The 23007-nt window shown below is 68.7% G+C and carries 21 protein-coding genes and 1 pseudogene; 10 read left to right on the forward strand and 12 right to left on the reverse strand.

What is annotated here, in order from left to right; all coding sequences use genetic code 11:
- The first annotated feature begins 120 nt into the window (after positions 1 to 120).
- Genes GJ634_RS06965 through GJ634_RS06975 form a run of 3 tightly spaced genes read left to right on the forward strand, consistent with a single transcriptional unit; the run spans position 121 to position 3655 of the window.
- Entirely contained in the window at positions 121 to 1230 is a 1110-nt protein-coding gene (locus GJ634_RS06965; RefSeq protein ID WP_157501583.1) for a mandelate racemase/muconate lactonizing enzyme family protein, read from the forward strand.
- Entirely contained in the window at positions 1227 to 2444 is a 1218-nt protein-coding gene (locus GJ634_RS06970) for a mandelate racemase/muconate lactonizing enzyme family protein (protein ID WP_157501585.1), read from the forward strand. The genes GJ634_RS06965 and GJ634_RS06970 overlap by 4 nt, the downstream gene beginning before the upstream one ends.
- Before the next feature lie 50 nt (positions 2445 to 2494).
- A complete protein-coding gene (locus GJ634_RS06975; RefSeq protein WP_157501587.1) occupies positions 2495 to 3655 on the forward strand; it encodes an acyl-CoA dehydrogenase family protein in 1161 nt (386 codons plus the stop codon).
- On the opposite strand, the gene GJ634_RS06980 is transcribed toward GJ634_RS06975, so the two are convergent.
- Together GJ634_RS06980 and GJ634_RS06985 are read right to left on the reverse strand one after the other, a co-directional pair.
- On the reverse strand, positions 3656 to 4615 hold the full coding sequence (locus GJ634_RS06980) for a D-2-hydroxyacid dehydrogenase (RefSeq protein ID WP_157501589.1): 960 nt from the start codon (positions 4613 to 4615) through the stop codon (positions 3656 to 3658).
- Between the two features lie 43 nt (positions 4616 to 4658).
- Positions 4659 to 5906, reverse strand: a complete 1248-nt coding sequence (locus tag GJ634_RS06985; protein WP_197425436.1) for an MFS transporter — start codon at positions 5904 to 5906, stop codon at positions 4659 to 4661.
- A gap of 141 nt (positions 5907 to 6047) precedes the next feature.
- On the opposite strand from GJ634_RS06985, the gene GJ634_RS06990 reads away from it, so the two are divergent.
- Positions 6048 to 6821, forward strand: coding sequence for an IclR family transcriptional regulator (locus GJ634_RS06990; protein WP_157501591.1), 774 nt, complete (start codon positions 6048 to 6050; stop codon positions 6819 to 6821).
- Positions 6822 to 7097: 276 nt separating this feature from the next.
- The gene (locus GJ634_RS06995; RefSeq protein ID WP_231736975.1) at positions 7098 to 8147 is read left to right on the forward strand and encodes a mannonate dehydratase; all 1050 of its coding nucleotides are present in this window, start codon (positions 7098 to 7100) and stop codon (positions 8145 to 8147) included.
- 489 nt (positions 8148 to 8636) lie between these two features.
- Here the strand turns inward: GJ634_RS06995 and GJ634_RS07000 are convergent, their stop codons facing one another.
- Complete coding sequence (locus GJ634_RS07000; protein WP_157501593.1) at positions 8637 to 9434, reverse strand: ZIP family metal transporter; 798 nt, start codon at positions 9432 to 9434, stop codon at positions 8637 to 8639.
- Positions 9435 to 9586: 152 nt separating this feature from the next.
- Here GJ634_RS07000 and GJ634_RS07005 point away from each other — a divergent pair, with 152 nt between their 5' ends.
- A complete protein-coding gene (locus tag GJ634_RS07005; protein WP_157501595.1) occupies positions 9587 to 10141 on the forward strand; it encodes a DoxX family protein in 555 nt (184 codons plus the stop codon).
- A gap of 16 nt (positions 10142 to 10157) precedes the next feature.
- Here the strand turns inward: GJ634_RS07005 and GJ634_RS07010 are convergent, their stop codons facing one another.
- The 7 genes and pseudogenes from GJ634_RS07010 to acs (GJ634_RS07040) form a co-directional block, all read right to left on the reverse strand.
- A complete protein-coding gene (locus GJ634_RS07010) occupies positions 10158 to 10370 on the reverse strand; it encodes a hypothetical protein (RefSeq protein ID WP_157501597.1) in 213 nt (70 codons plus the stop codon).
- A complete protein-coding gene (locus GJ634_RS07015) occupies positions 10367 to 10834 on the reverse strand; it encodes a universal stress protein (RefSeq protein WP_157501599.1) in 468 nt (155 codons plus the stop codon). The genes GJ634_RS07010 and GJ634_RS07015 overlap by 4 nt, the downstream gene beginning before the upstream one ends.
- Entirely contained in the window at positions 10835 to 12526 is a 1692-nt protein-coding gene (locus GJ634_RS07020; protein WP_157501601.1) for a cation acetate symporter, read from the reverse strand. It abuts the gene before it with no gap.
- A complete protein-coding gene (locus GJ634_RS07025) occupies positions 12523 to 12930 on the reverse strand; it encodes a DUF4212 domain-containing protein (protein WP_157501603.1) in 408 nt (135 codons plus the stop codon). Before GJ634_RS07025 ends, GJ634_RS07020 begins: the two co-directional genes overlap by 4 nt.
- Before the next feature lie 55 nt (positions 12931 to 12985).
- Positions 12986 to 14982: pseudogene (acs, locus tag GJ634_RS07030) on the reverse strand (acetate--CoA ligase).
- A 209-nt stretch (positions 14983 to 15191) separates the two neighbouring features.
- Entirely contained in the window at positions 15192 to 16979 is a 1788-nt protein-coding gene (locus GJ634_RS07035; protein WP_157501605.1) for a bacterio-opsin activator domain-containing protein, read from the reverse strand.
- Positions 16980 to 17107: 128 nt separating this feature from the next.
- Complete coding sequence (gene acs / locus GJ634_RS07040; protein WP_157501607.1) at positions 17108 to 19063, reverse strand: acetate--CoA ligase; 1956 nt, start codon at positions 19061 to 19063, stop codon at positions 17108 to 17110.
- A 102-nt stretch (positions 19064 to 19165) separates the two neighbouring features.
- Between acs (GJ634_RS07040) and GJ634_RS07045 the strand changes: the two genes are divergently transcribed.
- Positions 19166 to 19840 carry a bacterio-opsin activator domain-containing protein gene (locus GJ634_RS07045; protein ID WP_157501609.1) on the forward strand — a complete coding sequence of 225 codons (675 nt, stop codon included), beginning with the start codon at positions 19166 to 19168 and terminating at the stop codon, positions 19838 to 19840.
- Positions 19841 to 20177: 337 nt separating this feature from the next.
- Here the strand turns inward: GJ634_RS07045 and GJ634_RS07055 are convergent, their stop codons facing one another.
- Positions 20178 to 21290, reverse strand: a complete 1113-nt coding sequence (locus GJ634_RS07055; RefSeq protein WP_157501613.1) for an alanine--glyoxylate aminotransferase family protein — start codon at positions 21288 to 21290, stop codon at positions 20178 to 20180.
- A 198-nt stretch (positions 21291 to 21488) separates the two neighbouring features.
- On the opposite strand from GJ634_RS07055, the gene GJ634_RS07060 reads away from it, so the two are divergent.
- From GJ634_RS07060 to GJ634_RS07070, 3 genes are all read left to right on the forward strand, one after another.
- Complete coding sequence (locus GJ634_RS07060) at positions 21489 to 21851, forward strand: hypothetical protein (protein WP_157501615.1); 363 nt, start codon at positions 21489 to 21491, stop codon at positions 21849 to 21851.
- 76 nt (positions 21852 to 21927) lie between these two features.
- Positions 21928 to 22251 (forward strand): hypothetical protein, encoded by a 324-nt coding sequence (locus GJ634_RS07065; protein WP_157501617.1) that lies wholly within the window; start codon positions 21928 to 21930, stop codon positions 22249 to 22251.
- A 67-nt stretch (positions 22252 to 22318) separates the two neighbouring features.
- The gene (locus GJ634_RS07070) at positions 22319 to 22516 is read left to right on the forward strand and encodes a hypothetical protein (RefSeq protein ID WP_157501619.1); all 198 of its coding nucleotides are present in this window, start codon (positions 22319 to 22321) and stop codon (positions 22514 to 22516) included.
- A 10-nt stretch (positions 22517 to 22526) separates the two neighbouring features.
- Here the strand turns inward: GJ634_RS07070 and GJ634_RS07075 are convergent.
- The coding region (locus tag GJ634_RS07075; RefSeq protein WP_231736976.1) for an SAM-dependent methyltransferase at positions 22527 to 23007 on the reverse strand (481 nt) is incomplete at its 5' end.

Raw genomic sequence — 23007 nt, forward strand, 5'->3', positions numbered from 1 at the left:
CGACGTCGCCGCGCTCGGGGAACTCCATACCCGAGGTGTCGCAGCACCCACACAAAAACTGTGGGTGTAATTGTTGCCGGTACAACGGGCTACTTGTGTGCGTGCGTCGCCGCTCACTCCATGGAAATCACCGAAGTCGAGTCGTTCCCGATCAAGCTGCCGCTGGAGACGCCGGTGTCGTTCTCCAACCGCACGCTCACGTACCGCGACCACGCGATAACGTACGTGCGAACCGACACCGGCCACGAGGGCGTCGGCTACTCGCTGGGGTACGAGGGCGCCGGGCTCATCGCCGACGCCGTCGAGTCCCTCCTCGAACCGATCCTCGTCGGCGAGGACCCCCGAGACACGGAGCGGCTGTGGCACGAGATGTACAACGGCAACGTCCAGATCGGCCGCGCGGGCGTCCTGCTGCGGGCCATCTCCACGGTCGACATCGCGCTCTGGGACGTGAAGGGGAAGGCCGCGGGCGAACCGCTGCACAAGCTCCTCGGCGGGCACAGCGAGCGCGTGCCCTCGTACGCCAGCGGCGGCTACTACCGCGACGACAAGGGCCACGAGGCGCTCCGCGGGGAGATGCGGCGCTACCTCGACGAGGGCCACGACGTCGTGAAGATGAAGGTCGGCCGCCTGTCCGCCGACGAAGAGGCCGACCGCGTCGCCGCCGTGCGGGACGAGATCGGCGACGAGCGCACGCTCCTGCTGGACGCCAACGGCGTCTGGGAGTCCAAAACGGAGGCGCTGCGGAACTGCCGGAAGTTCGCGCCCCACGACCCGTACTTCATCGAGGAGCCCGTGATGATCGACCGCGTGGACACGATGGCGGAGGTCAACGACGCCCTCGACTACCCGGTCGCCACCGGCGAACTGGAGGGGACGCGGCACAACTTCGCGCGGCTCGCCGACGAGGGCGCCGCGACCATCCTCCAGCCCGACGTCACCGTCTGCGGCGGCATCACGGAGTGGCTGAAGATCGCCCACCACGCCGCCGCCTACGACATCCCCATCGCGCCCCACTACAACTGGAACATCCACGCCTCCCTGCTCGGCGCCATCGAGAACGGCCTCTGGGTGGAGTACTTCTACCGCGACATGGACGTCAAGGCGTTCGACGACGTCGTCGCCGACCCCGTGAAGCCCGGCGACGACGGCATGATCGACCTCCCCGACCGACCCGGCCACGGCGTCCCCCTCGACGAGGACGCCCTCGAGCAGTTCAAGGACGAATGAGAGACTACTCAGACCAGATTCAGACCCGCGACCCGGACCGAGACGTAGAAATTACTGACATCAGCGCGTGCGTCGTCGAAGGCAACTTCGAGTGGAACCTCATCAAGGTCGAGACCGACGCCGGCGTCACCGGCATCGGCGAGTCCTACCGCGGCGGCGGCATCCCCGAGCTCGTCGAGTACACGAACCGCTTCCTCGTCGGGGAGAACCCCCTCGACGTCGAGCGCCTCGTCCGGTACATCTTCCAGGAGATGTCCGGCCACGGCGGCACCACCGGAAAGGTCGTCACCGCGGCCTCGGGCATCGAGGTGGCGCTGCTCGACGCGGCCGGGAAGATTCTCGGGCTCCCCGTCTACCAGCTGCTCGGCTCGAAGTACCGCGACGAGGTGCGGCTGTACTGCGACTGCCACGCCGGCGAGGCGTACGCCGTCGAGGACGGCGCCACCGACTACGCGGAGGCCGAGGCGTACACGCCCGAGGCGTACGCCGCGGAGGCCGCGCGCGTCACCGACATGGGCTTCGACGCCATCAAGTTCGACCTCGACCTCCCCGCGGACAACGTCAACGACTCGTACAACGGCCGCCTGACGAACGCGGCCATCCGCGAGAAGACGGAGATCGTCGAAGCCGTCCGCGAGGAGATCGGCTACGACGTCGACCTCGCGTTCGACTGCCACTGGGACTACTCCGTCGAGAGCGCGAAGCGGCTCGCCTACGAGCTCGAGGAGTTCGACCTGATGTGGCTCGAAGACCTCGTGCCCCCCGAGAACATGGACGCCCAGAAGGAGGTGACGCAGGCGACGCGGACGCCCGTGGCGACCGGCGAGAACCGCTTCCGCGTGTTCGAGCTCTCAGAGCTCGTCTACGAGCACGGCGTCGACGTGGTGACGCCGGACCCGACCACCGTCGGCGGGCTGACGGAGACGATGCGGGTCGCGGACCGCGCGGAGGAGAACTACATCCCGATGTCCCCGCACAACGTCTGCAGCCCCGTCGGGACGATGGCGTGCGTCCACCTCGGCGCGGCGACGCCGAACTTCGACCTGCTGGAGTACCACGCCCTCGAAGTCGAGTGGTGGGACGACCTGCTCGCGCGCGACGAACCGCTGATTCGGGACGGCCGCATCGAGGTGCCCGAGGCGCCGGGGCTCGGCATCGAACTCGACATGGACGTCGTCGAGGAACACCGCCTCGACGGCACCGACGGCTTCTGAGCGCGGCCGTCCGGTAGGGTTATTTAGTGGTGGAGGCGGTACGGCGAGGTATGCTGGATTACTTCGACCTAGAATCGTCGCTGACCGAAGAGGAGCGGATGCTCGTCGACTCCGCGCGCTCGTTCATCGACGGCGAAGTGGAGGACATCGGCCAGCACTGGATCGACGGCACGTTCCCCGAGGAGCTCATCCCGAAGCTCGGGGAGATGGGGTTCTACGCGCCGAACCTCGAGGGGTACGGGCTCCCGAACGTCAGCGAGACCGCCTACGGCCTGCTGATGCGGGAGCTGGAGGCCTGCGACTCGGGGCTGCGCTCGATGGCGAGCGTGCAGGGCGCGCTCGTGATGTACCCGATTCACGCGTTCGGCAGCGACGAGCAGAAAGACGAGTGGCTCCCGAAACTCGGCACCGGCGAGGCCGTCGGCTGCTTCGGGCTCACCGAGCCCGAGCACGGGTCGAACCCCTCCGCGATGGAGACGCGCGCCGAGAAGGACGGCGACGAGTACGTCCTGAACGGCTCGAAAACGTGGATCACGAACTCCCCGATTTCGGACGTCGCGGTGGTGTGGGCGAAAGACCACAGCGAGGACGACAACCCCGTCCGGGGGTTCCTCGTGGAGACCGACCGCGACGGCGTCACCACGAACAAGATCGACGAGAAGCTGAGCCTCCGCGCCTCCGTCACGGGCGAAATCAGCCTCCAGGACGCCCGGATTCCCGAGGAGAACCGGCTCCCCGGCGTCTCGGGGATGAAGGGGCCGCTGTCGTGTCTCACGCAGGCGCGCTACGGCATCGCGTGGGGCGCCGTCGGCGCGGCACAGGACTGCTTCGAGACCGCCCGCGACTACGCCACGGACCGCGAGCAGTTCGGGAAGCCCATCGGCGGCTTCCAGATGCAACAGCAGAAGCTCGCGGAGATGGCGACCCAGATCACGCTCGCGCAACTGCTCGCCCACCGCCTCGCGGACCTCAAGGAAGCGGGGGACATGCGCCCCCAGCACGTCTCGATGGCCAAGCGCAACAACGTCCGGATGGCCCGCGACCAGTCCCGCATCGCCCGCGAGATGCTCGGCGGCAACGGCATCACCGCGGACTACTCGCCGATGCGGCACATGGCAAACATGGAGACCGTCTACACGTACGAGGGAACCCACGACATCCACACGCTGATTCTCGGCGAGGACCTCACCGGGCTGCAGGCCTACCAGTAGTCAGACCACCTGATTCCTGAGGTCGGCGTACTCGCCGGTCTCCGCGACGCGAGCCAGATTCTCCGCGAGAATGTCCGCGCGGCGCTCCCAGTACTTCGGCGTGTGGCCGGCGACGTGGGGCGTGAGGAAGACGTTCTCGAACCCCCAGAGGTCGTGGTCTCTGGGCAGCGGTTCCGGGTCGGTGACGTCGAGGCCCGCGCCGTGAATCTTGTTCGACCGGAGTGCAGTCACGAGCGCGTCCGTGTCCACGACGGGGCCGCGGGCGACGTTCACGACGATCGCGTCCGTCGGCAGCGCGTCCAGCTCCGGTTCGCCGACGAGGCCGTCTGTGGCGTCCGTGAGCGGGCACGCAAGCACCAGCACGTCAGTCCCGGAGAGCACGTCGAGGAGGTCGCCGTAGCCGATTACCTCGTCGGTCGGCCCGCCCTTCTCGGGCGTGTACCGGACGCCGACGGTGTCGACGTCGAACCCGTCGAAGCGCTCGACGACCGCTTCGCCGATGGCGCCGAGGCCGACGACGGTGACGGTGCTGTCCGCGAGTTCGGTGAACGACTGGAAGCGCCGCCACTCGCGGCGCTCCTGCCGGCGCCGCCCCTCGTCGAGGCGGCGCGCGAACGTGAGCACCCAGCCGAGGACGTGCTCGGCGACGTTCGGCCCGTGGACGCCCGAGGCGTTCGTCACGGCGACGCCGCGCTCGGCGAGTTCGTCCAGCGGGAGGTGGTCGACGCCAGCGGCGTTGCACGCGAACAGCCGCAGGTTCTCGGCGACCTCGAGGTCCGCGACGTCCAGCGTCTTCCCCGCGACGACTGTGACCTCGGCGAGGAGCTCTCGGCGCTCGTCCGGCGTCGCCGCGAGCCGGACGGTGTGGTCGGGGAGGCGTCGAGAGAGCAGGTCGGCGTAGTCGGCGGCGGGGATGCCGTGCGCGTCGTGGTCGAGCACCGCGACGTCAGTGGTGGTCATGCCCGCAGCAACGCCGCCGGCCGACAAAACTTCCGGGGTCGGCTCACTCGCCCATCTCGATGGGTGCCGCCGCGCTCATCGCGAGCAGGCACGCGATGCCCGTGCCCGCGCCGAGCAGCCCGGTGCCGACGCCGACGGCCCGCACGGCGGTCGTGAACCCGAGAGACGAGGCGCTGAGGGCGATGGCGGCGCCCATCAGAATCGGCGTCATCGTCGCCGCGGCGCGCCCGCTGCCCTCGCTGAGGCTGACGAGACCGCCGCGGAGCGACGGCGGGGCGAGCGTGGTGACGATGCTGCGGTAGATGGAGAGCACGAGGCCGAACCCGGCGCCCATGAACACGACGCCGACCGCGGCGACGGGCAGCGACGGGGCGAGGAAGACGAGCGCGAGCCCGGCGCCCATGGAGACGTTCAGCGCGAGCAGGGGGTAGATTCGGTCGTCGAAGAGGTCGGCGATGCGGCCGGCCTGCGAGGCGGCGAGCGCGTACGTCAGGCTGGCCAGCGCCGCCAAGAGGCCGGCCTGTGCGGGCGTGCCGTCGAGCACGTCCACGACGAGGATGGAGTTGTACGTGAGGAAGCCGAACCACGCGAGGTTCGCGGTGCCGCGGGCGACGACCATCGTCCACGCGCGCCGGTGTTCGACGAGCGTCCGCAGGTCGCCGAGCTGCTCGCGGAAGTCGCCGTCCGAGTCGTCGCGGCCGGGGTCGTCCAGCGGCTCCTCGAAGTAGACGTAGACGACGGCGGCGACGGGGAACGCGACGGCGTAGAGGAGGAACGGGTACTGCCACGCGAACCCCACGAGCACGCCGGCGGCGAGCGGGAACACCGTCTGGGAGAGCCCGGACCCCGTGAATCGGAGGCCCTGCGCGGTCGCTTCCTTGGTCCCCGCGTAGAGGTCGCCGAGGCTCGTGATGATGATGGGGGTGAGCGCGGCGAACCCGACGCCCTGGAGGAAGCGGAGCGCGAGCGCGGCTTCGAACGTCGAGACGAGCGCGATCGCGGTGCCGGTGAGCCCGAACCACAGCAGCCCGAAGATGAGGACGGGGCGGCGGCCGAAGCGGTCGGAGACGACGCCAGCGACGGGGATGACGAAGATGGCGGGCGCGGTGAACGCGGACATCAGCAGGCCGACGTTCGCCGTGGACGCGCCCAGCGGCTCGACGAGCGACCCGAGGACCGGCGACAGGAGCGCGGTGCCCAGCGGCGGGAGGACGTTGATGAGCAGGAGCAACTGGAACGGTCGCTCCCTGAGGATGTCCGTGTCCGCTCCGGCGATGGAGGACGGCGTCACTACACGAGAGGCTCGCGGGTGACTGAAGTAAATCTACCTATCGTGCCGGTCGGGCGACCACCGCGGGTACGTGAACAGTTGCCACAACACTATTCGACGGAGTCGAACAACTTTTGGCAGTGGGAGAATAGTTTGTTAAACATGACCACACCGGACGACGGACTCGCCGACTCGGTGCAGACGGCTCGCACGATGTTCGACATCGTCAAACGCATCTCCGACCGGGAGGGGGCGTCGCTGACGGAACTCGCCGGTGAACTCGACTACGCGAAGAGCACGGTCCACCGGCACCTCCGCACGCTCGAAGACATCGGCTACGTCGTCAAGCGCGACGGCGAGTACCACGTCGGCCTGCGATTCCTCGAGCTCGGGGTGACCGCGCGGAACAGCTACAGCGGGTACAAGCTCGTGCGCGACAAGGTCGACGAGATCGCGGAAGAGACCGGCGAACGCGCGCAGTTCTTCGTCGAAGAGCACGGGAAGGCCGTCTACCTCGCGCGGTCGGTCGGCGAGCACGCGGTCCGTACGGACCCAGGCATCGGGAGTCGCATCCCGCTGTACGCCGCGTCCGCGGGCAAGGCGATTCTCTCGGAGCTCCCCGAGGACGAGCTGTCCGATATGTTCGAACAGATGTCGTTCGAGCCGGTGACCAGCCACACGATCACCGACCCCGAGGAGCTCCGCGCGGAACTCGAAGCGGTCCGCGAGCGCGGCTACGCGTTCAACCGCGAGGAGTCCCTCCGCGGCACGCACGCGGTCGGCGTCCCCATCTGTGGCCCCGACGACGCCGTCATCGGCGGCCTCAGCGTCACGGGCCCGAGCCACCGCCTCAAGGGCGAACGCTTCGAAGCGGAGCTCCCGGACCTCCTGTTGGGCGCGGCCAACGAGCTCGAGCTCAACATCGCGCACTCGTAGCGCGACCCCTCCGAGCGCGGTCGTCTGCCGATTCGCCGAGATTTTCCGGTCGATAGAGTCGAATATTCGTTCGAGTACGTCGAACGAAACCGAGCAGCTGTCCCCCGAACTGGCGAATTTCGCGTTCCGCTCGCCGGAAAACTATAACGAGAGTACCTCTGTTATATCGGTCTCGCTCGATCCCGAAGACCAGTCGAACGCGTTCGACGTGCTCGGCCAGAGCGGGCCGTCGACGCAACTCAAGGTTTAATTGTGCCCGCAGCGTTCTGATTGGTAATGCCACGCACAAGCGGCGACGGCCAGCGCGTCGACGACGTCCAGGCCGACCCCGAGACGATGCGCGTCGCCATCGGTACGTACAAGCCCGCGACGGACGACTTCCTCCGGTTCGCCGCCCAACTGGGCGTCGACGACGTGTTGCTCACGCCCCACCGGCACGAGGGGTTCGACTCCGCGCTCCCGCTCGGCGAAGCGTGGGCCGAGGACGCGCTGGTGGAGCTCCGCGAGCGCGCGAACGACGCCGGCCTCCGGCTGTACGGCGTCGAGAAGATGCCGGTTCCCCTCTACGAGATTCTGCTGAACGACGACGAAGACGAGCGGCGAGCGCTGACCGGGGTCGTCACCGAGACCATCCGGAACATGGGCGCGGCGGGCATCCACGTTCTCGGATACAGCGGCCACCCGCCGGACGGCGCCGTCCGCACAACCCGCGAGCACGAGGTCCGCGGCGGCGCGAAGGCGTCGGCGTTCCACGTCAACGACCTCGACCCGGACGCCCGCAGCGGCCCCGACCGCGAGGTCACCGAGGAGGAGATGTGGGAGCGCTACGAGGAGTTCCTCCACGCCGTCGTCCCCGTCGCCGAGGAGGCGGGCGTGAAGCTCGGCGTCCACCCCAGCGACCCGCCCGTCGAGGAGCTGTTCGGGATTCCGCTCCTCTTCCGGAACCGCGAGAACTTCGAGCGCGCGCTCGACATCCGCCCCAGCGACTACCACGGTCTCAAGCTCGGCATGGGCTGCTGGTCGGAGATGGGCGAGGACCTCCCGGAGGTCATCCGGCACTTCGGCGGCGACGACATCGTCTACGCGCACTTCCGGGACGTCGTCGGCACCGTCCCCGAGTTCCACGAGACGTTCGTCGACGACGACGCCGGCAACTTCGACGAGTACGAGGTCGTGGAGGCGCTCGACGAGGTCGGCTTCTCGGGCGTGATGACGCCCGACCACGTCCCGCTGATGGAGGGCGAGACGGACTGGGAGTTCGGGAGCACGCTCGGGCGCTCGTACACCGTCGGCTACCTCAAGGGGATGCTGAAGTCCCTCGAGTAGCCACCGACGACCCGGTGAAATTCAATCTCTCCGTCTGATATTTCCCCCATACCATATCTAATCGAATACTTCCGAAGCGGTAGTCGTCTCTCTTTCGGACGAGATAGCTATTAGAGCGATCTGTCCGGTATCTCCGGCCGCTTCGGTCGAGTAAGCCGCCACCCCACCGCGAACCCCACAGTAAAAATAGGTGCAATAGGTACACATTTCACCTATTGTTTACCTGTAGGCGGTTAGAGCCCCTCATTCACGCACCTGCTGTAGAGCACTCTCGTACAGCAGGGGAGCGCAGTAATCGCAGGCGGACAGTGATATCGACCGGTATAACCCTATCACCGCCTATTCTCCGGTGAGTGCGTTTTCGACCCGAGCAGTTCGTCGACAGACCTACCGCTCCAAAATATAGTGTATCTATCTGGTATATTCGCGGATAGTACTGTCGGTGGAACTCGATTCACGCCACGGTCGACGCCGAGCACTGAGACGTGGTCACACGAACACGATCGGAACCATCAGGAGCGCGCCGACGAGCACTCCCGCCACGAAGTTGCGGACGCCACCGGCGGGCAGGTCGGCGCCGGCGTCGAGTGCTTCCGGGACGAACTCGGTGACGACGAGGTACGTCATCGCGCCCGCGGCGAACCCGAAGCCGTACGGCAGCAGCTCGCGCGCGAGGCGGGCGAAGTAGAACGCCAGCGCGGCGCCGAGTGGCTGCGGGAGACTGGAGAAGACGCCCCACCAGAACAGCCGCCAGTTCGGTACGCCCAGCGCCTGCAACGGGATTGCGAGCGCGAGCCCCTCGGGAACGTTGTGGAGGGCGATGGCGACGGTCATGAACACCGCGAACAGCGGGACCGAGAGGCCGGCGACGTCGACGCCGCCGACGAGCCCGAGGTCGGCGAAAGAGACGCCGACCGCGACGCCCTCGGGGAACGAGTGGACGGTGAGGACGCCGAGAATCAACAGGAGTTCCCGGTAGTTCGCGGTCTCGTACTGCTCGGGCTCGGGCTCGTAGGCACCGAGCGCGCGGTCGGCGGCGACGACGAGGACGGCACCGCACGCGAGGCCGACGGCGACCTGTCCAATCGTGCCGCGCGCGAGCCCCTCGGTGACGAGGCCGCCGAGCGACGCGACGAGCATGATGCCCGAGGCGAGCCCCCAGAGGCGGACCGTCCAGCGCGCGTCGACGTCCTCGACGACGAAGAACGGAATCGCCCCCAGCCCGGTCGTCACCGCGGAGACCAGCCCGGCGACGAAGACGAACCCGACGTGCTCGGCGGCGACCATGTCTCAGCCGAGCGGCCCGAGCGGAAAAAGCGTGCGGGCGAACGGCGGTCGGCCCGAAACAACCGACTGGCGAGAACGGCCGAGAGAACTTCCAAGGTTCCGAGAACCAGCCACCATTCTAATGGGAGCAGGTGATGTCTCTCGAAGTAGGTATGTCCACTCAAGAACACCGTCTCGAAAGCACCGTCGCGGGCTTCACCGCCGTGGGGAAGCTCCACTCGCTGAGCGTCTGGTTCATCCTCGCGTTGCGCCTGATGATGGGCGTCGCCTTCCTCTGGAGCGGCGCCGACAAGGTGTTGTCCGGCAGTTTCAGCGCCGCCGGCTACCTACAGAACGCGCCGCCAGCGAACGGGAGTCCGGTAGCGGACCTCTTCGTGGCGATGGGGGAGACGCCGTGGTTCGTCGACTTCGTGAACGTCGCCGTCCCCTGGGGAGAGGTGCTCATCGGCCTCGGCCTCATCGTCGGCTGTCTCACGCGCCTCGCGGCGTTCTGGGGCGCGTTCATGATGCTCATGTTCTACCTCGGGAACTGGGAGGTCAGTCACGGCTACATCAACGGCGACTTCGCGTACATGCTCGTGTTCCTCTCCGTGGCGGCGTTCGGCGCCGGCCGCATCCTCGGGCTGGACGCGTACATCGAGAGCTACGACGTCGGCGGCGAGACGCTCGTCGAGCGGTACCCGTGGCTGCGGTACGTGCTCGGCTGAAAAGAGGCCGGTTGCGTTACTGTTCTTTCGCGTGTTCCAGCGAGAAGACGAACCCGTAGTAGGCGACGACGCCGCTCGCGAGCGCACCGTAGTACACCAACTGCGGCGCGCCGAACGTCTCGAACAGCAGGGTGACGACGATGACCCACGCGAACGCGAACACGAGGTCGAACAGCATGCCGTCGTGGTGTTCGACGACGTGGTCGCGGACGGCGTCGAGCAGGCTCACGATTCGTCTTCCCCGTGGGCGTCGACGACCAGTACCGGCAGCCGGGTGCGCCGGAGCACTTTCTCGGCGACGCTACCGAGGACGACCCGGGAGAGCCCGGAGCGGCCGTGGCTCCCCATCACGACGAGGTCGATGTCGTTGTCCTCGACGAACTTCCGGATAGCGCGAGCGGGCTCGCCGGCGGTGACGTGTTCCTCGACGGCGACGCCGTGGTCGGCGGCGATCTCCGCGACGTAGCTGGTGGCCTCCTCGGCCTCCGCTTTCACTTCCGGCATCTCGTCGAGTTTCCCGCGGCGGATGCGTTCGACCTGCTCGGTGCCGAGCGCGAGGTTCGTCGCGTCGACGTCGAAGACGTACAGCGCGTGTACCGTCGCGTCGTACTTCTCCGCGAGGTCGACCGCCTGGTCGACCGCGCTGCGGGCCGTTTCGCTGCCGTCCGTCGGAACGAGTATGTTGTCGTACATTTAGTCGTCAGAGCTCACGACGTCTTCCGCACTCTCCTGTTGGCTCATCGGTTCGGGGCTGTGGCACTGCCGGACGAGCTTCTTCGTCTCCAGGTCGGGTTCGGAGGTCACCATCGAGACGACGATGGTCACCGCGAACACGACCGGGACGCCGACGAGCGCCGAGCCGATGGCGGGCAGCCACTGCGCGAGCGTCGCGGAGACGATGCCGTCCGCGCCCGCTGCGCCGCTGAGCAGCCCGTAGTTCGGCCCGACTTCGTTGATCATCGGGACGATCCAGATGACGAGGCCGGTGGTCATGCCGGCGAGCGCGCCCTGACGGTTCGTGTTCTCCCACCAGAGCCCGAGGAAGAACATCGGGAACAGCACGGCGCCGGCCAGCGAGAACGCGTACGACACGAGCGCCGCGATGGGCGCTGCCGGGTCGAGCGCTGCCAGCGTGGTGATGACGCCGAGGAGCACGATGCTCAGGCGACCGACGAGCACCTGCTGGCGCTGGGTCGCCTCGGGGTTGATGAGGTTCTTGTAGATGTCGTGGGAGATCGCGGACGAGCCGGTGATGAACAGCCCGGCGGTCGTCGCGATCGCCGCCGCGATGCCGCCCGCGGCGACGAAGCCGACGAACCACGTCGGGAGGTTCGACAGCTGGGCCGCGAGCACGACGATGACGTCACCGGCGGCCGCGGTCATGCCGGGGTCGCCGTAGACGGGGCCGATGTTGTTCGCGTAGAGGTCGGTCCCGAACGCGGCGAACGCGGGCGAGCCGAGGTACAGCAGGAGGATGAAGCCGAGCCCCCAGACCGTCGACCAGCGCGCCGTGCGCTCGCTCTCGACGGTGTAGAACCGCACGAGCACGTGGGGCAGCCCGCAGGTCCCGACGACCAGCGAGAACGCGGTGGCGATCCAGAGGTAGTAACCGCCGTTGACGAACGGTTCGCTGAACTCGCTGCCGAGCGCGGAGAACAGGGCCCCGTACTCGAGCTGCGGGACGATCGTCGAGTAGCCGTTCACGAACCCGACGACGTACAGGCCCGCGAGGAACGCGACGATGAGGATGACGTACTGGACGGCCATGTTCTTCGTCGCGCCGAGCATCCCCGAGAGCGTCAGGTAGCCGACCGTGATGGTCATCATGAGGACGACCATCGACTGGTAGCCGGTGAGCCCGAGGATGCCGAGGTCGCCGAAGATGTACAGGCCGACCAGCCCCATCCCGCGCGCCTGCCCGATGGCGTACACGAACGCGATGAGGAAGGTCGTCAGCGCCGCGATGGCGCGTGCGGTCTCGGAGTTGAACCGGTCGCCGACGAAGTCGGGTGCGGTGTACTTCCCGAACCGCCGCATCTGGGCGGCCATGAAGATTAGCAGCACGAAGTAGCCGGTCGACCAGCCGACGATGAACGCCAGCCCGTAGAAGCCGGAGGTGGCGATGAGCGCGGCCATGCCGAGGTACGACGCCGCGGACATCCAGTTCGCGCCGATCGCCATGCCGTTCTCGACGTTCCCGATGGAGCGGCCGGCGACCCACATGCCCTCGGTGTCGGCGACCTTGAACACGAAGCCGATGACGAGGAACAGCAGCAGCATCCCCGTCACGAGGATGGCGGGCAGGAGCTTGAACGAGACGTTCAGTCCCTCCGGGAGGAGGCTGGACTGGGCGACCGCGCCGGCGACGTAGGGGAGTGCGCTCATTCCGAGACACCCCCGTCAGGCGAGTGGTCGATGCCGTACTTCTCGTCTAGGGCGTCGCGCTTTCGCGCGTACCAGAACGCCAGAATCAGCGCGCCGCCGGGCGCGCCGATGGAGACGAGGAAGTAGTGCAGCGGGAAGCCGATGACGGGCATCGTCGAGGTCATTACGCCCGGGATGATGGCGGTCAGCGTCACCGGGCCGAAGACGATGAGCGCCCAGACGGCGAACCCCGTCCAGATGATGCGGAGGTGGTCCCGCATGAACGGCGTGCTCGGCTTCAGCAGGTTCACCTCCGAGGTGAGGTAGTCGGTGCTCTCCCCGGACTGCGCGGCGCCGGCGACGGCGCCGCCGTCCGGTTCGGCGGGCGGTTCGTCCGTCGAATCGTGAGTGTCGTTGTCTGTCATAGGTAGTGGTCTGTTGGTTCGTTCCGTGTGGTGAATGTGAAAAGCGTGGGTGTCGTCAGTTGTCCGCGACCTTCGACTGGATGTCCTCGACGACCTCCGGATTCCGCAGCGTGGAGGTGTTGCCGAGTTCCTCGTCGTTGGCGATGTCTTCGAGGAGCCGCCGCATGATCTTCCCCGAGCGAGTCTTCGGGAGCTCGGTCGTGAAGACGACTTCCTCCGGGCGCGCGATGGGGCCGATGGCGTCCTCGACACCGGCGACGATGCGCTCGCGGAGGTCCTCGTCCCCCTCGTAGCCGTCCTCGGTGATGACGTACGCGTAGACGGCTTCGCCCTTCAACTCGTGGTCGCCGCCGACGACGGCGGCTTCGGCGACGCCCTCGACGCCGACGATGGCGGACTCGATCTCCATCGTGCCGAGGCGGTGGCCGGAGACGTTGATGACGTCGTCCACCCGCCCGAGCACGGTGATGTAGCCGTCCTCGTCGATCTTCGCGCCGTCCTCCGGGAAGTACACCCAGTCGTCGGAATCGTCGCTGTCCGTGTCGGAGTACTCCGTCCAGTACTCCTCGATGAACCGCTCGTCGTTGTCGTACAGCGTCCGGAGCATCCCCGGCCACGGGTTGTCGACCGTGAGGTAGCCGGCTTCACCGGCGCGACCTGTTCGCCCGTGGTGTCGACGATGTTCGCGTCGATGCCGGGCAGCGGCGGGCCGGCGGAGCCGGGCTTCATGTCGTTGATGGCGGGCAGCGTGGTGACCATCATGCCGCCGGTCTCGGTCTGCCACCACGTGTCCACCACCGGACAGTCCTCGTTCCCGATGTGGGTGTAGTACCACTTCCACGCGCGGGGGTTGATGGGTTCGCCGACCGTCCCCAGCAGCCGCAGGCTCGAGAGGTCGTGCTGGTCGGGGTACTCCTTCCCCCACTTCATGAACGCGCGGATCGCCGTCGGCGCCGTGTACAGCTGGGTGACGTCGTAGTCTTCGACGATCTCCCAGAGGCGGTCCTTGTCCGGGTAGTCCGGCGTGCCCTCGTACATCACCGAGGTGGTGCCGAGCGCGAGCGGCCCGTACACGATGTACGAGTGGCCGGTGATCCAGCCGATGTCCGCCGAACACCAGTAGGTGTCCTCCGGCTTGACGTCGAGGACGGCGTGGCTCGTCCACGCGGCGTACGACAGGTAGCCGCCCGTCGTGTGCTTGACGCCCTTCGGTTGGCCCGTGGTCCCCGAGGTGTACATCAGGAACAGCATGTCCTCGGCGTCCCGGGGTACGGGGTCGACTTCGGCGCCCTCGAACTCCGCGACCAGTTCGTCGTAGTCGATCTGGTTGGCCGCGAGGTCGTGGCCGAAGCCGTCGTCGCCGAGGCGGTCGACGACGACCACGTCGCTGACCTCGTGGTCGACGCCCTCCAGCCCTTCGTTGGTCTTCTCGAGGTGGTCGAGGGGGTCGCCGCGACGGTAGTAGCCGTCGCAGGTCACCAGATACTCGGAGTCCGCGGAGTTCATCCGCGTCGCGAGCGCGTCGGCGGAGAACCCGGCGAAGACGACGCTGTGCGGCGCGCCGATGCGCGCGCACGCCAGCATCGCGATCGGGAGCTCCGGAATCATCGGCATGTAGAGGGTGACGATGTCGTCCTCCTCGACGCCGCGGTCCCGGAGCGCCGCCGCGAACTCCTCGACCTCGCGCTGGAGTTCGGCGTACGTGTACGTGCGCGACTCGTCGGTCGGTTCGCCGACCCACTCGAGGGCCGCCTCGTCGCCGCGGCCGTCCTCTACGTGGCGGTCGACGCAGTTGTAGCTCGCGTTCAGTTCGCCGCCGGTGAACCACTCGTAGAACGGCGGGTTCGAGTCGTCGAGTACGGTGTCGTACTCCTCGTCCCACGAGACGTGGTCGGCGGCGCGCTCCCAACACTCCGGCCAGTTCTGTTCGAACTCGTCGTAGATGTCGGGGTCCGAGACGTTCGCCTGCTCGACGAACGACTCCGGCGGCTCGAAGACCTCGCCCTCGGGGAGGCGGGCTTCGAGTTCCGGGTCAGCGTCTTGGTCTGGCATATCCATCACAATCGTTCACTACATCCGTGTTAAGTACCGGCGCTAATTATGCCAACACCCGCGCTGTGAGAAACGAACGGCGAAACCCGACGGACGAACGCCAGCGCGCCGCACTGGCCGTATTCCGGCAAATTCCGCGAGCCACAAAGCACTTCGCAGCCGACGGCCGCCGCGCTCGTCACTAAACAGTTAGCGACGCCCCGAAGCGGTCAGTCCTCCGGCCACTCCACGCCCCCGGGACCGACGTCGTCATCGGCGAAGAACGCCGTGAGGAGCTTCTGCTGGGCGCGCCGCAGGTGGTTGTGCAGCGTCGGGGACGTGATGCCGATGGCGTCCGCGAGCTCCTCGGCGGTGCTGCCGCGGGGCCACTCGAAGTAGCCCGCGTGGTAGGCCGCGCGTAACACCGACGCCTGCTTGTCCGTCAGCGACTCGTGGAGGGACGCGCGGAACGCCGCGGAGGTCTCGTCGGGCCGGTCGCGCTCGCGCTTCGAGACGAGTTCGACGTCCGGGAACGCGTCGGTGACCGCCGACACCAGCGACCGGACGTCGGTGTCGGTCGTGACGTCGACGACGACGCGCTGCTCGGCGGGCGTCGCGACGAGCTCCCGGACGGACGCCCCCCGGTCGGCCAGCGTCTTCGCGACGTCCGCCCCCGAGACCGCGAGTTCGAGCAGGGACTCGTCGCCGTAGTCCCGGACGAGCCGGCCGTCCGCGACCGCGGGCTGGTCGGCCGCCCACGACAACACGGTCTCCGCGGACGCCCCAGACAGCCGCACGAAGTACAGCAGCGTGCCCTCCTCGCCGGGGACGACGCCGTCGAGCTCGAACGTGCAGCCGTGTTCGGCGGCCGCCGCGGCGAAGAAGGAGTCGTCGCCGGTCGTCTCGAACGCGAGCTCCAGCACCGCGTCCGCCAGCAGGAGCTGGCGCTGCTGGACGACCGTGACGGTGCGGCCGACGCGCCGCCCGAGGTCCGCGAGCAGGTCCCGTTCGCGGTCTGCGACGCTGCCGTCGACACCGACGCCGAGCACGCCGTACGTCGTCTCGTCGTCCGTGACGGGGACGGCGGCGGCCGCCGAGAAGCCGGCTGCCTCGGCGGGTTCGCGCCAGTCCGCGAACGCCGGGTCGTCGCGGACGCTCTCGCAGACGCGGACCTCGCCGGACGCCAGCGCGTCCCCGACCGCGCCCCCGTCGGCGGCGACGTCGACCGTCGCGTCGGCCGCGCCGGCGTGCGTCTCCGCGCGGAACGTTCCGCCGCTGTACCGCGCGATCCACGCGAACGCGTACGCGTCCCCGTCGACGAGCGCGTCGCAGGTCCGCTGCTCGACGCCGTCCCGCGTGGACGCCGACGCGAGCGCGTCCCCGACGGCGCACAGGCGGTCGAACGCGGCGTCGAAGCGCGGGCCCGGTGCGGCGTCTGGCTGCCGGACGGGTGCGAGGTCCGTGTCGGCGAACGCCGCGACGACGTCGTCGCGGCCGGGGTCGTCGACGAACGGGTCGAGGCTGGCGAGGCGCTCCCAGCCGCCGACCGCCGCGACCGCGCGCGGGTCGACGCCCTCGCCGAGGAGCTGGCGGGCGAAGAACTGCCGGAGCGTCCGCGTGGAGACGTCCCGGAGCGCGTCGTCGCCGGTGCGGTCGGCCGCGCGCTCCCCGAGGTCGGCCACCAGCATCTGGACGCGCCGCGGGGACACGTCGACCACGCGTTCGTCGTCATCGACGCCGACTGTGCGGGCGTACTGGCGGAGGTCGTGTTCGACGTCCGGGGGCAGGTAGGCGTCGCGCGCAACCGTGTCGTCCTCGTCGCGCACGCGGAGGAAGTGGTGGGTGACGTCTGCGCGGTCGTGAGTAGCGACGTCTTCGGGCCGCACGCGAGATATTTCCGCGGGTCGGAGCCCGACTTCGCCGGCGAGCCGGACGACGAGCTCCTCGCGGTGGGTCTCCGTGGCTCGCCGGAGCCGCTCGTAGGCGGTCTCGGACAGCGCCGCGACGCCCTCGCTCATGTTTCGTGAATCCTCGCAGTACCGAAGTAAGAATCTTTCGAGAGCCGGAATCACCGGACGGGATAGGTGGCTATTCCGACGGGTATCCACGGTTCCGTTTCGCTTTTACTACAGAACGCGAAATCCGCTCAGTCGCGGTCGCCGAGCGCGGACTCGAGTTCCCCGACGACTTCGGGGTTGCGCAGCGCGCTGGTGTCCCCGAGGTCGTCGTCGTTGGCGATGTCCTCGAGGAGCCGCCGCATCACCTTCCCCGAGCGCGTCTTCGGGAGTTCGGGCGTGAACACGACCACGTCCGGGACCGCGATGGGGCCGATGGCGGCGTCGACCGCGTCCCGGACGCGGTCGCGGAGCGCGTCCTCGTCGGTGCCCTCTGCGGTGCTGACGTACGCGTACACGGCCTTCCCCTTGAGGTCGTGGGGGCCGCTGACGACGGCGGCCTCGGCGACGCCCTCGACGTCGGCGATGGCGGACTCGATCTCCATCGTCCCGAAGCGGTGGCCGGAGACGTTGATGACGTCGTCCACCCGCCCGAGCAGCGTGACGTAGCCGTCCTCGTCGACGGTCGCGCCGTCCTCCGTGAAGTACGCCCAGTCGTACTCGGAGAGGTCCGGGAAGACGGGCGCCTCGTCCGCGAACCAGCCGTCGTTCTCGACCATCGACAGCGGCATCCCCGGCCACGGACTGGTGACGACGAGGTAGCCGGTCTCGCCCGGGTCGACGGGTTCGCCGTCGCCGTCGACGACTTCGACGTCGATGCCGGGGAGCGGGAGCCCCGCCGACCCCGGCTTCATGTCGTCGATCGCGGGCAGCGTGGTGACCATCATGCCGCCGGTCTCGGTCTGCCACCACGTGTCCACCACCGGGCACTCGCCGTCGCCGATGTGCTCGTGGTACCACTTCCACGCGCGGGGGTTGATGGGTTCGCCGACCGTCCCCAGCAGCCGCAGGCTCGAGAGGTCGTGGCTGTCCGGGTGCTGTTCGCCCCACTTCATGAACGCGCGAATCGCCGTCGGCGCCGTGTAGAAGACGTCGACGGCGTTGCGTTCGATGAGCTCCCAGACGCGGTCCTTCTCGGGGTAGTCGGGCGTCCCCTCGTAGAGCATCGTCGTCGCGCCGAGCGCGAGCGGCCCGTAGACGGTGTACGAGTGGCCGGTGATCCAGCCGATGTCCGCCGAACACCAGTAGGTGTCCTCGGGCTTGACGTCGAGGACGGCGTGGCTCGTCCACGCCGCGTGCGCGAGGTAGCCGCCGGTCGTGTGGCGGACGCCCGTGGGTTCGCCGGTCGTGCCGGACGTGTAGATGAGGAACAGCTGGTCGGTCGCGTCCCGCGGCACGGGGTCGACGGTCTCCCCGCGGTGCGCGGTGACGAGGTCGCCGTAGTCGTACTCGTCGGCCGCGAGGGGCGTGTCGTCCCCCAATCGGTCGACGACGACGGTCGCCTCGATGCCGTCGTCGAGCGCGATAGCGGCGTTGTCGGCCTTGTTCTTCTGGTGGACGGGCGCGCCCCGTCGGTAGTAGCCGTCGCAGGTCACGAGGTACTCCGAGTCGGCGTCGTCCATCCGCATCGCGAGCGCGTCGGCGGAGAACCCGGCGAAGACGACGCTGTGCGGCGCGCCGATGCGCGCACACGCCAGCATCGCGATGGGGAGTTCGGGGACGACGGGCATGTAGAGGGTGACGACGTCCTCCTCCTCGACGCCGAGGTCCCGGAGCGCCGCCGCGAACTCGTTGACCTCCCGGTAGAGATCCAGGTACGAGTACGACCGCGACTCGCCGAGCCGTCCCTCCCACGTCAACGCGACCTTGTTCTTGCGGTCGTCGAGGTGGCGGTCGACGCAGTTGTAGCTCGCGTTCAGTCGCCCGCCGTCGAACCACCGGAACGGCGGGCCGTCCCCGCCGAGCACGGCGTCGTACTCCTCGCTCCAGTCGAGGAGGTCGGCGGCGCGCGCCCAGCACTCCGGCCAGTTCCGTTCGAACGCCTCGCGGACGTCCTGGTCCGTGACGTTCGCCTGCTCGACGAACGACGCGGGCGGTTCGACGGCGTCACCGGCGACCGCGTTGTGCCACGACTCGTCGGCCGGCATCAGTTCGAACCTACGGCCTAGCGCGAATAAACGTTCTCCCTACAGCGACCGTCGCCCCGGGAGCGGCCTTACACTTACCACGCAGGACGACCGAGGACGCCTATGAGCGTCGTCGCGGAAGTCGCGGTGCCGACGAGCTCCGTCGCGATGGCCGACACCCTCGCGGCGGCCCCCGAGACCGTCGTGGAGATCGAACGCGTCGTCGCACACCCGAACGGGAAGCTCACGCCGTACTTCTGGGTGTACGGCGACCTCGACGCATTCGAGTCCGCGGTCGCCGAGGACCCGACCGTCGACGAGGCGACGCGGCTGGACACCCACGAGTCGGAGGCGCTGTACCGCGCGGAGTGGCCGGGCGGCGTCGAGTCGGTGGCGAACGCGGTCGTGGAGACCGGCGGGACGCTCGTCTCCGCGACCGGGCAGCGCGGCGGCTGGGACCTCCGCATCCGGTTCGAGAACCCCGGCCAGCTCCCGTCGTTCTCGACGTACTGCGAGCGCCACGACGTCACCTACGAGGTCAAGCGCGTGTTCCGCTCCGGGGACGCCGGCGCGCCCGACCGGTTCGGCGTCACCGAGAAGCAACGCGAGGCGCTGGTCGCGGCCCTCGACGCGGGGTTCTACGAGGTGCCGCCGGAGGCGACGATGAGCGAGGTGGCCGACGAGCTCGGCATCAGCCAGCAGGCGCTCTCGAAGCGGCTTCGCCGCGGCCACGGCAACCTCGTCGGCGACGTCTTCGAGGAGCCGGGGGCGGACGGCGCGCCGGACGGCGAGCAGTAGTGCGATTCCGTCTCACAGCACGAACGCGGGACTGTCGACTGCACTTAAGTGAGTTGTATATACTCGCCAATCGCTCATCGCCGAAAGCCGCCTCCGTTCGGACAGCGACGATGGCAGACGACGGCAGTGAAACAGGCGGAACGCCTGACGTTATCGTTGGTTGTACGGTCTGCGAGAGTACGTACCCCGCACAGTGTGCCGGGTCGGGCTTCCGCCCCATCGGCACTGACGGGACCTGCGACTGCGGCAACGACGAGTTCCGGCCGTTCGAAGGCGACTGACGGCGGTCACGCGGCTAATTCTCCCAGGAGACGGCGACCGACAGCGGCGGGACCGCTCAGAGGCCGGCGACGTCCTCGATGGCGTCGGTCAGCGCTTCGATGCTCTCGACGGTGTGCTCGCCCATGTGCCCGATGCGGAACGTCTCCCCGCCGAGCGTCGACCCGTAGCCGTTCGAGAACGCCATGTCGTACTCCTCGGAGACCTCCTCGATGACCGCCGCGACGTCGATGCCCTGCGTGTTCTCGATGCAGCTGACGGTCTGGGACTCGTACCCCTCCTCGGGGAAGACGTCGAAGTGCTCGTAGGCCCACTCGCGGGTGTACTCGGCCATCTCCCGGTGGCGGCGGTCGCGGGCGCGGTGGCCCTCCTCGAGCATGTGCTTCATCTGCTTGCGGTACGCGAGCATGACGGGAATCGCGGGCGTGGAGTGCGTCTGGCCCTTCCGGTCGTAGTAGTCCAGCGAGCGCTGGAAGCCGCCGTACCACGACGCCTCGTCTTTCTCCAGTTCGCGGTCGTAGGCGGCGTCGCTGACGGCGCAGACCGCCAGCCCCGGCGGCATCGCGAACGCCTTCTGCGTGGACGCGAAGATGACGTCGATGTCGTGCTCGTCGATGTCCACGTAGTCCCCGCCGAGCGCGGAGACGGCGTCGACGACGAAGTACGTCTCCGGGTAGTCCGCGACGACGTCCCCGATCTCCTCGATGGGGTTGCGGACGCCCGTCGAACTCTCGTTCATCACGGTCGCCACCACGTCGTAGTGCTTCTCGCTGGACTCGAGGGCGTCCCGGATGTCCCCGGGCTTGACGGCCTCCCCCCAGTCGTACTCGAGGCGGTCGACGTCCTTCCCGAGCCGCTCGGCGACGTTCGCGTGGCGCTCGCTGAAGCTCCCGCAGGTCGGCACGAGGATGTTCTCGTCGACGAGGTTCAGCGTCGACGCCTCCCAGAACTCCGTCCCCGAGGCGGTGAGGATGACGACGTCGTTGTCCGTGCCGAGGAACGTCTTCGTGTCCTCGACGATGGTCGTGTAGAGGTCCGTCATCCGGTCCATGCGGTGGCCGAACATCGGCTCGCACATCGCCTCCAGCACGTCGTCGCGGACCTCGGTCGGCCCCGGAATGTACAGCGTCTTGTCGTCGTAGTCGCCGGTGTACTCGCGTTTTTCGGTCATGGGAGCGGCTGGATACCGACCCGTTCGCGGCAACACCGGATGTGTGTTTTGATACAGTCGGCACTGGCCAGCGTCCCACCGCGCGGTCCCGCGGTTCCCAGAACGCTGGAACCGTGCCCCCGTTTTCCGGTGCTGTCCGACGTACGCGCAACTGAAGCCCGAACCGAACGCCTCCACCCACCGCCGACTACTCCCACCATGCCACCGAACACGACGCGGCCCGCGGACGGCCCCACGGGACGCACCGGCACCGAGACACCACGGTCCGCGTCCGGGTTCCCCGTCCCGCCCGTGGAGTTCCGCGACGACGAGGACCGCCGCGTCTCCGTTCGCGCCGCCGGCCCCGGCGACTTCGACGCGCTGGCGGCGATGTACGACGACTTCGGCGCGGAGAGCCGCGCCCAGCGCATCCCGCCGGTCGACGAGCACCGGCGCCGCGACTGGCTGGAGACGCTGCTCGCGGACGGCTGGGACGTCCTCGCGGCCCACGACGGCGCCACCTTCGAAGCGTCGCTGACCGCCGACGCCGCCGCGTTCGCCGCCGACGGCGACGGCCGCTGACGCCCCCCGACCGAGGCCGGTCTCGCGGACTGCAGTCGCCCCGGGCTTTTTTGCGCCGGTGCGCCGATACGCGACTGTGAACCTCCGGTTCCTCGTCTCCCCGGCCCTCTACGGCGGGAGCGCGGCCGCCGCCGTCGCCGCGCTCGGCTACGCGCTCGCCGGGTCGCAGTCGCTGCCGCTCACGATGCCCGCCTTCGGCTTCGCGTTCGGCGGCGCCACCGTCTTCGCGCTGTTCGCCGGCACCAGCAGCCTCAACGAGAACGCCGAGACGCCGGAGACCGTCGGCGACAGCGCCCTCTCCGCGCCCACGGAGGCCGGCGGCCCGCGCCGCCTGCTCGTGCTGTGCTTCTCGCTCGCGCTCGCCCTCGCTGGCGTGGCCGGCATCGCGCTGTTCGCCTGACCGGCCTCGGTGGCGCGCGCTGCGACGCCGCGTAACTATTACGTCGCCTCTCGCCGGACCCCGAGGTGTGTCCGACTACTCGCCACCCTCCCCGCCCCGCTGGCTGACCGCCGGCGTCGTCGCCCTCCTCGTCGCGTCGTTCGCGTACTCCGTGCTCGTCGCCCACCAGCCGCTCCTCGGCCTGCTCCCGGCGTTCGTCGTGGGCGTCTGTTACTTCGCGTGGCGCGTGCTCGCGGCGCTCGAAGCCATCGCCGCCCGCGACTGACGGTCCCTCGCTACGCTCGCCTGACCGCGAGCACCGAGAGGTCCGAGAACGGCGTCTCCTCGCCCGCGTGCCCGGCGAGGTCGCCGAGCGTCGTCCGCGAAATCGACTCGTCGCCGTGCGTGAGCCGTTCGAGCACGAGCGCCGGTAGGTCCGGCGCCGCGCCCGCGTCCAGCAGGTCCGCCGCGACGTCCCCGGGCATCAGGTCGAACGGCCGCGGCAGCACGAGCAGGTGGCGCTCGCCCGCGTGCCGGCGGAGCCGCGCGAGGTCGTCGGCGAGGTCGCCGCTCTTGTGCAGCGTGACGAACTCGGTGTCCTCCATCGGCGTGCGCGCCCTGCTCGCCGCCACCTGCAGCGACGAGACGCCCGGCACCACTCGGACGGGCGCGTCGACCGCGCGCTCGACCTTCCCGAGGAACTGGTAGCCGGAGTGGTTCGGGTCGCCCATCAGCACCGCGGTCCCTCGCTCGCCGGCCGCGACGCGCTCGGCGAAC

It is taken from the genome of Halobacterium sp. CBA1126 (assembly GCF_009741975.1).
Lineage (GTDB): Archaea > Halobacteriota > Halobacteria > Halobacteriales > Halobacteriaceae > Halobacterium.

Bases quoted from the DNA above. Each gene is read 5' to 3' on its own strand.
- GJ634_RS06965 (WP_157501583.1), top strand. From the start codon at position 121: ATGGAAATCACCGAAGTCGAGTCGTTCCCGATCAAGCTGCCGCTGGAG.
- GJ634_RS06970 (WP_157501585.1), top strand. From the start codon at position 1,227: ATGAGAGACTACTCAGACCAGATTCAGACCCGCGACCCGGACCGAGAC.
- GJ634_RS06975 (WP_157501587.1), top strand. From the start codon at position 2,495: ATGCTGGATTACTTCGACCTAGAATCGTCGCTGACCGAAGAGGAGCGG.
- GJ634_RS06980 (WP_157501589.1), bottom strand. From the start codon at position 4,615: ATGACCACCACTGACGTCGCGGTGCTCGACCACGACGCGCACGGCATC.
- GJ634_RS06990 (WP_157501591.1), top strand. From the start codon at position 6,048: ATGACCACACCGGACGACGGACTCGCCGACTCGGTGCAGACGGCTCGC.
- GJ634_RS06995 (WP_231736975.1), top strand. From the start codon at position 7,098: ATGCCACGCACAAGCGGCGACGGCCAGCGCGTCGACGACGTCCAGGCC.
- GJ634_RS07000 (WP_157501593.1), bottom strand. From the start codon at position 9,434: ATGGTCGCCGCCGAGCACGTCGGGTTCGTCTTCGTCGCCGGGCTGGTC.
- GJ634_RS07005 (WP_157501595.1), top strand. From the start codon at position 9,587: ATGTCCACTCAAGAACACCGTCTCGAAAGCACCGTCGCGGGCTTCACC.
- GJ634_RS07015 (WP_157501599.1), bottom strand. From the start codon at position 10,834: ATGTACGACAACATACTCGTTCCGACGGACGGCAGCGAAACGGCCCGC.
- GJ634_RS07020 (WP_157501601.1), bottom strand. From the start codon at position 12,526: ATGAGCGCACTCCCCTACGTCGCCGGCGCGGTCGCCCAGTCCAGCCTC.
- GJ634_RS07025 (WP_157501603.1), bottom strand. From the start codon at position 12,930: ATGACAGACAACGACACTCACGATTCGACGGACGAACCGCCCGCCGAA.
- GJ634_RS07035 (WP_157501605.1), bottom strand. From the start codon at position 16,979: ATGAGCGAGGGCGTCGCGGCGCTGTCCGAGACCGCCTACGAGCGGCTC.
- acs (WP_157501607.1), bottom strand. From the start codon at position 19,063: ATGCCGGCCGACGAGTCGTGGCACAACGCGGTCGCCGGTGACGCCGTC.
- GJ634_RS07045 (WP_157501609.1), top strand. From the start codon at position 19,166: ATGAGCGTCGTCGCGGAAGTCGCGGTGCCGACGAGCTCCGTCGCGATG.
- GJ634_RS07055 (WP_157501613.1), bottom strand. From the start codon at position 21,290: ATGACCGAAAAACGCGAGTACACCGGCGACTACGACGACAAGACGCTG.
- GJ634_RS07060 (WP_157501615.1), top strand. From the start codon at position 21,489: ATGCCACCGAACACGACGCGGCCCGCGGACGGCCCCACGGGACGCACC.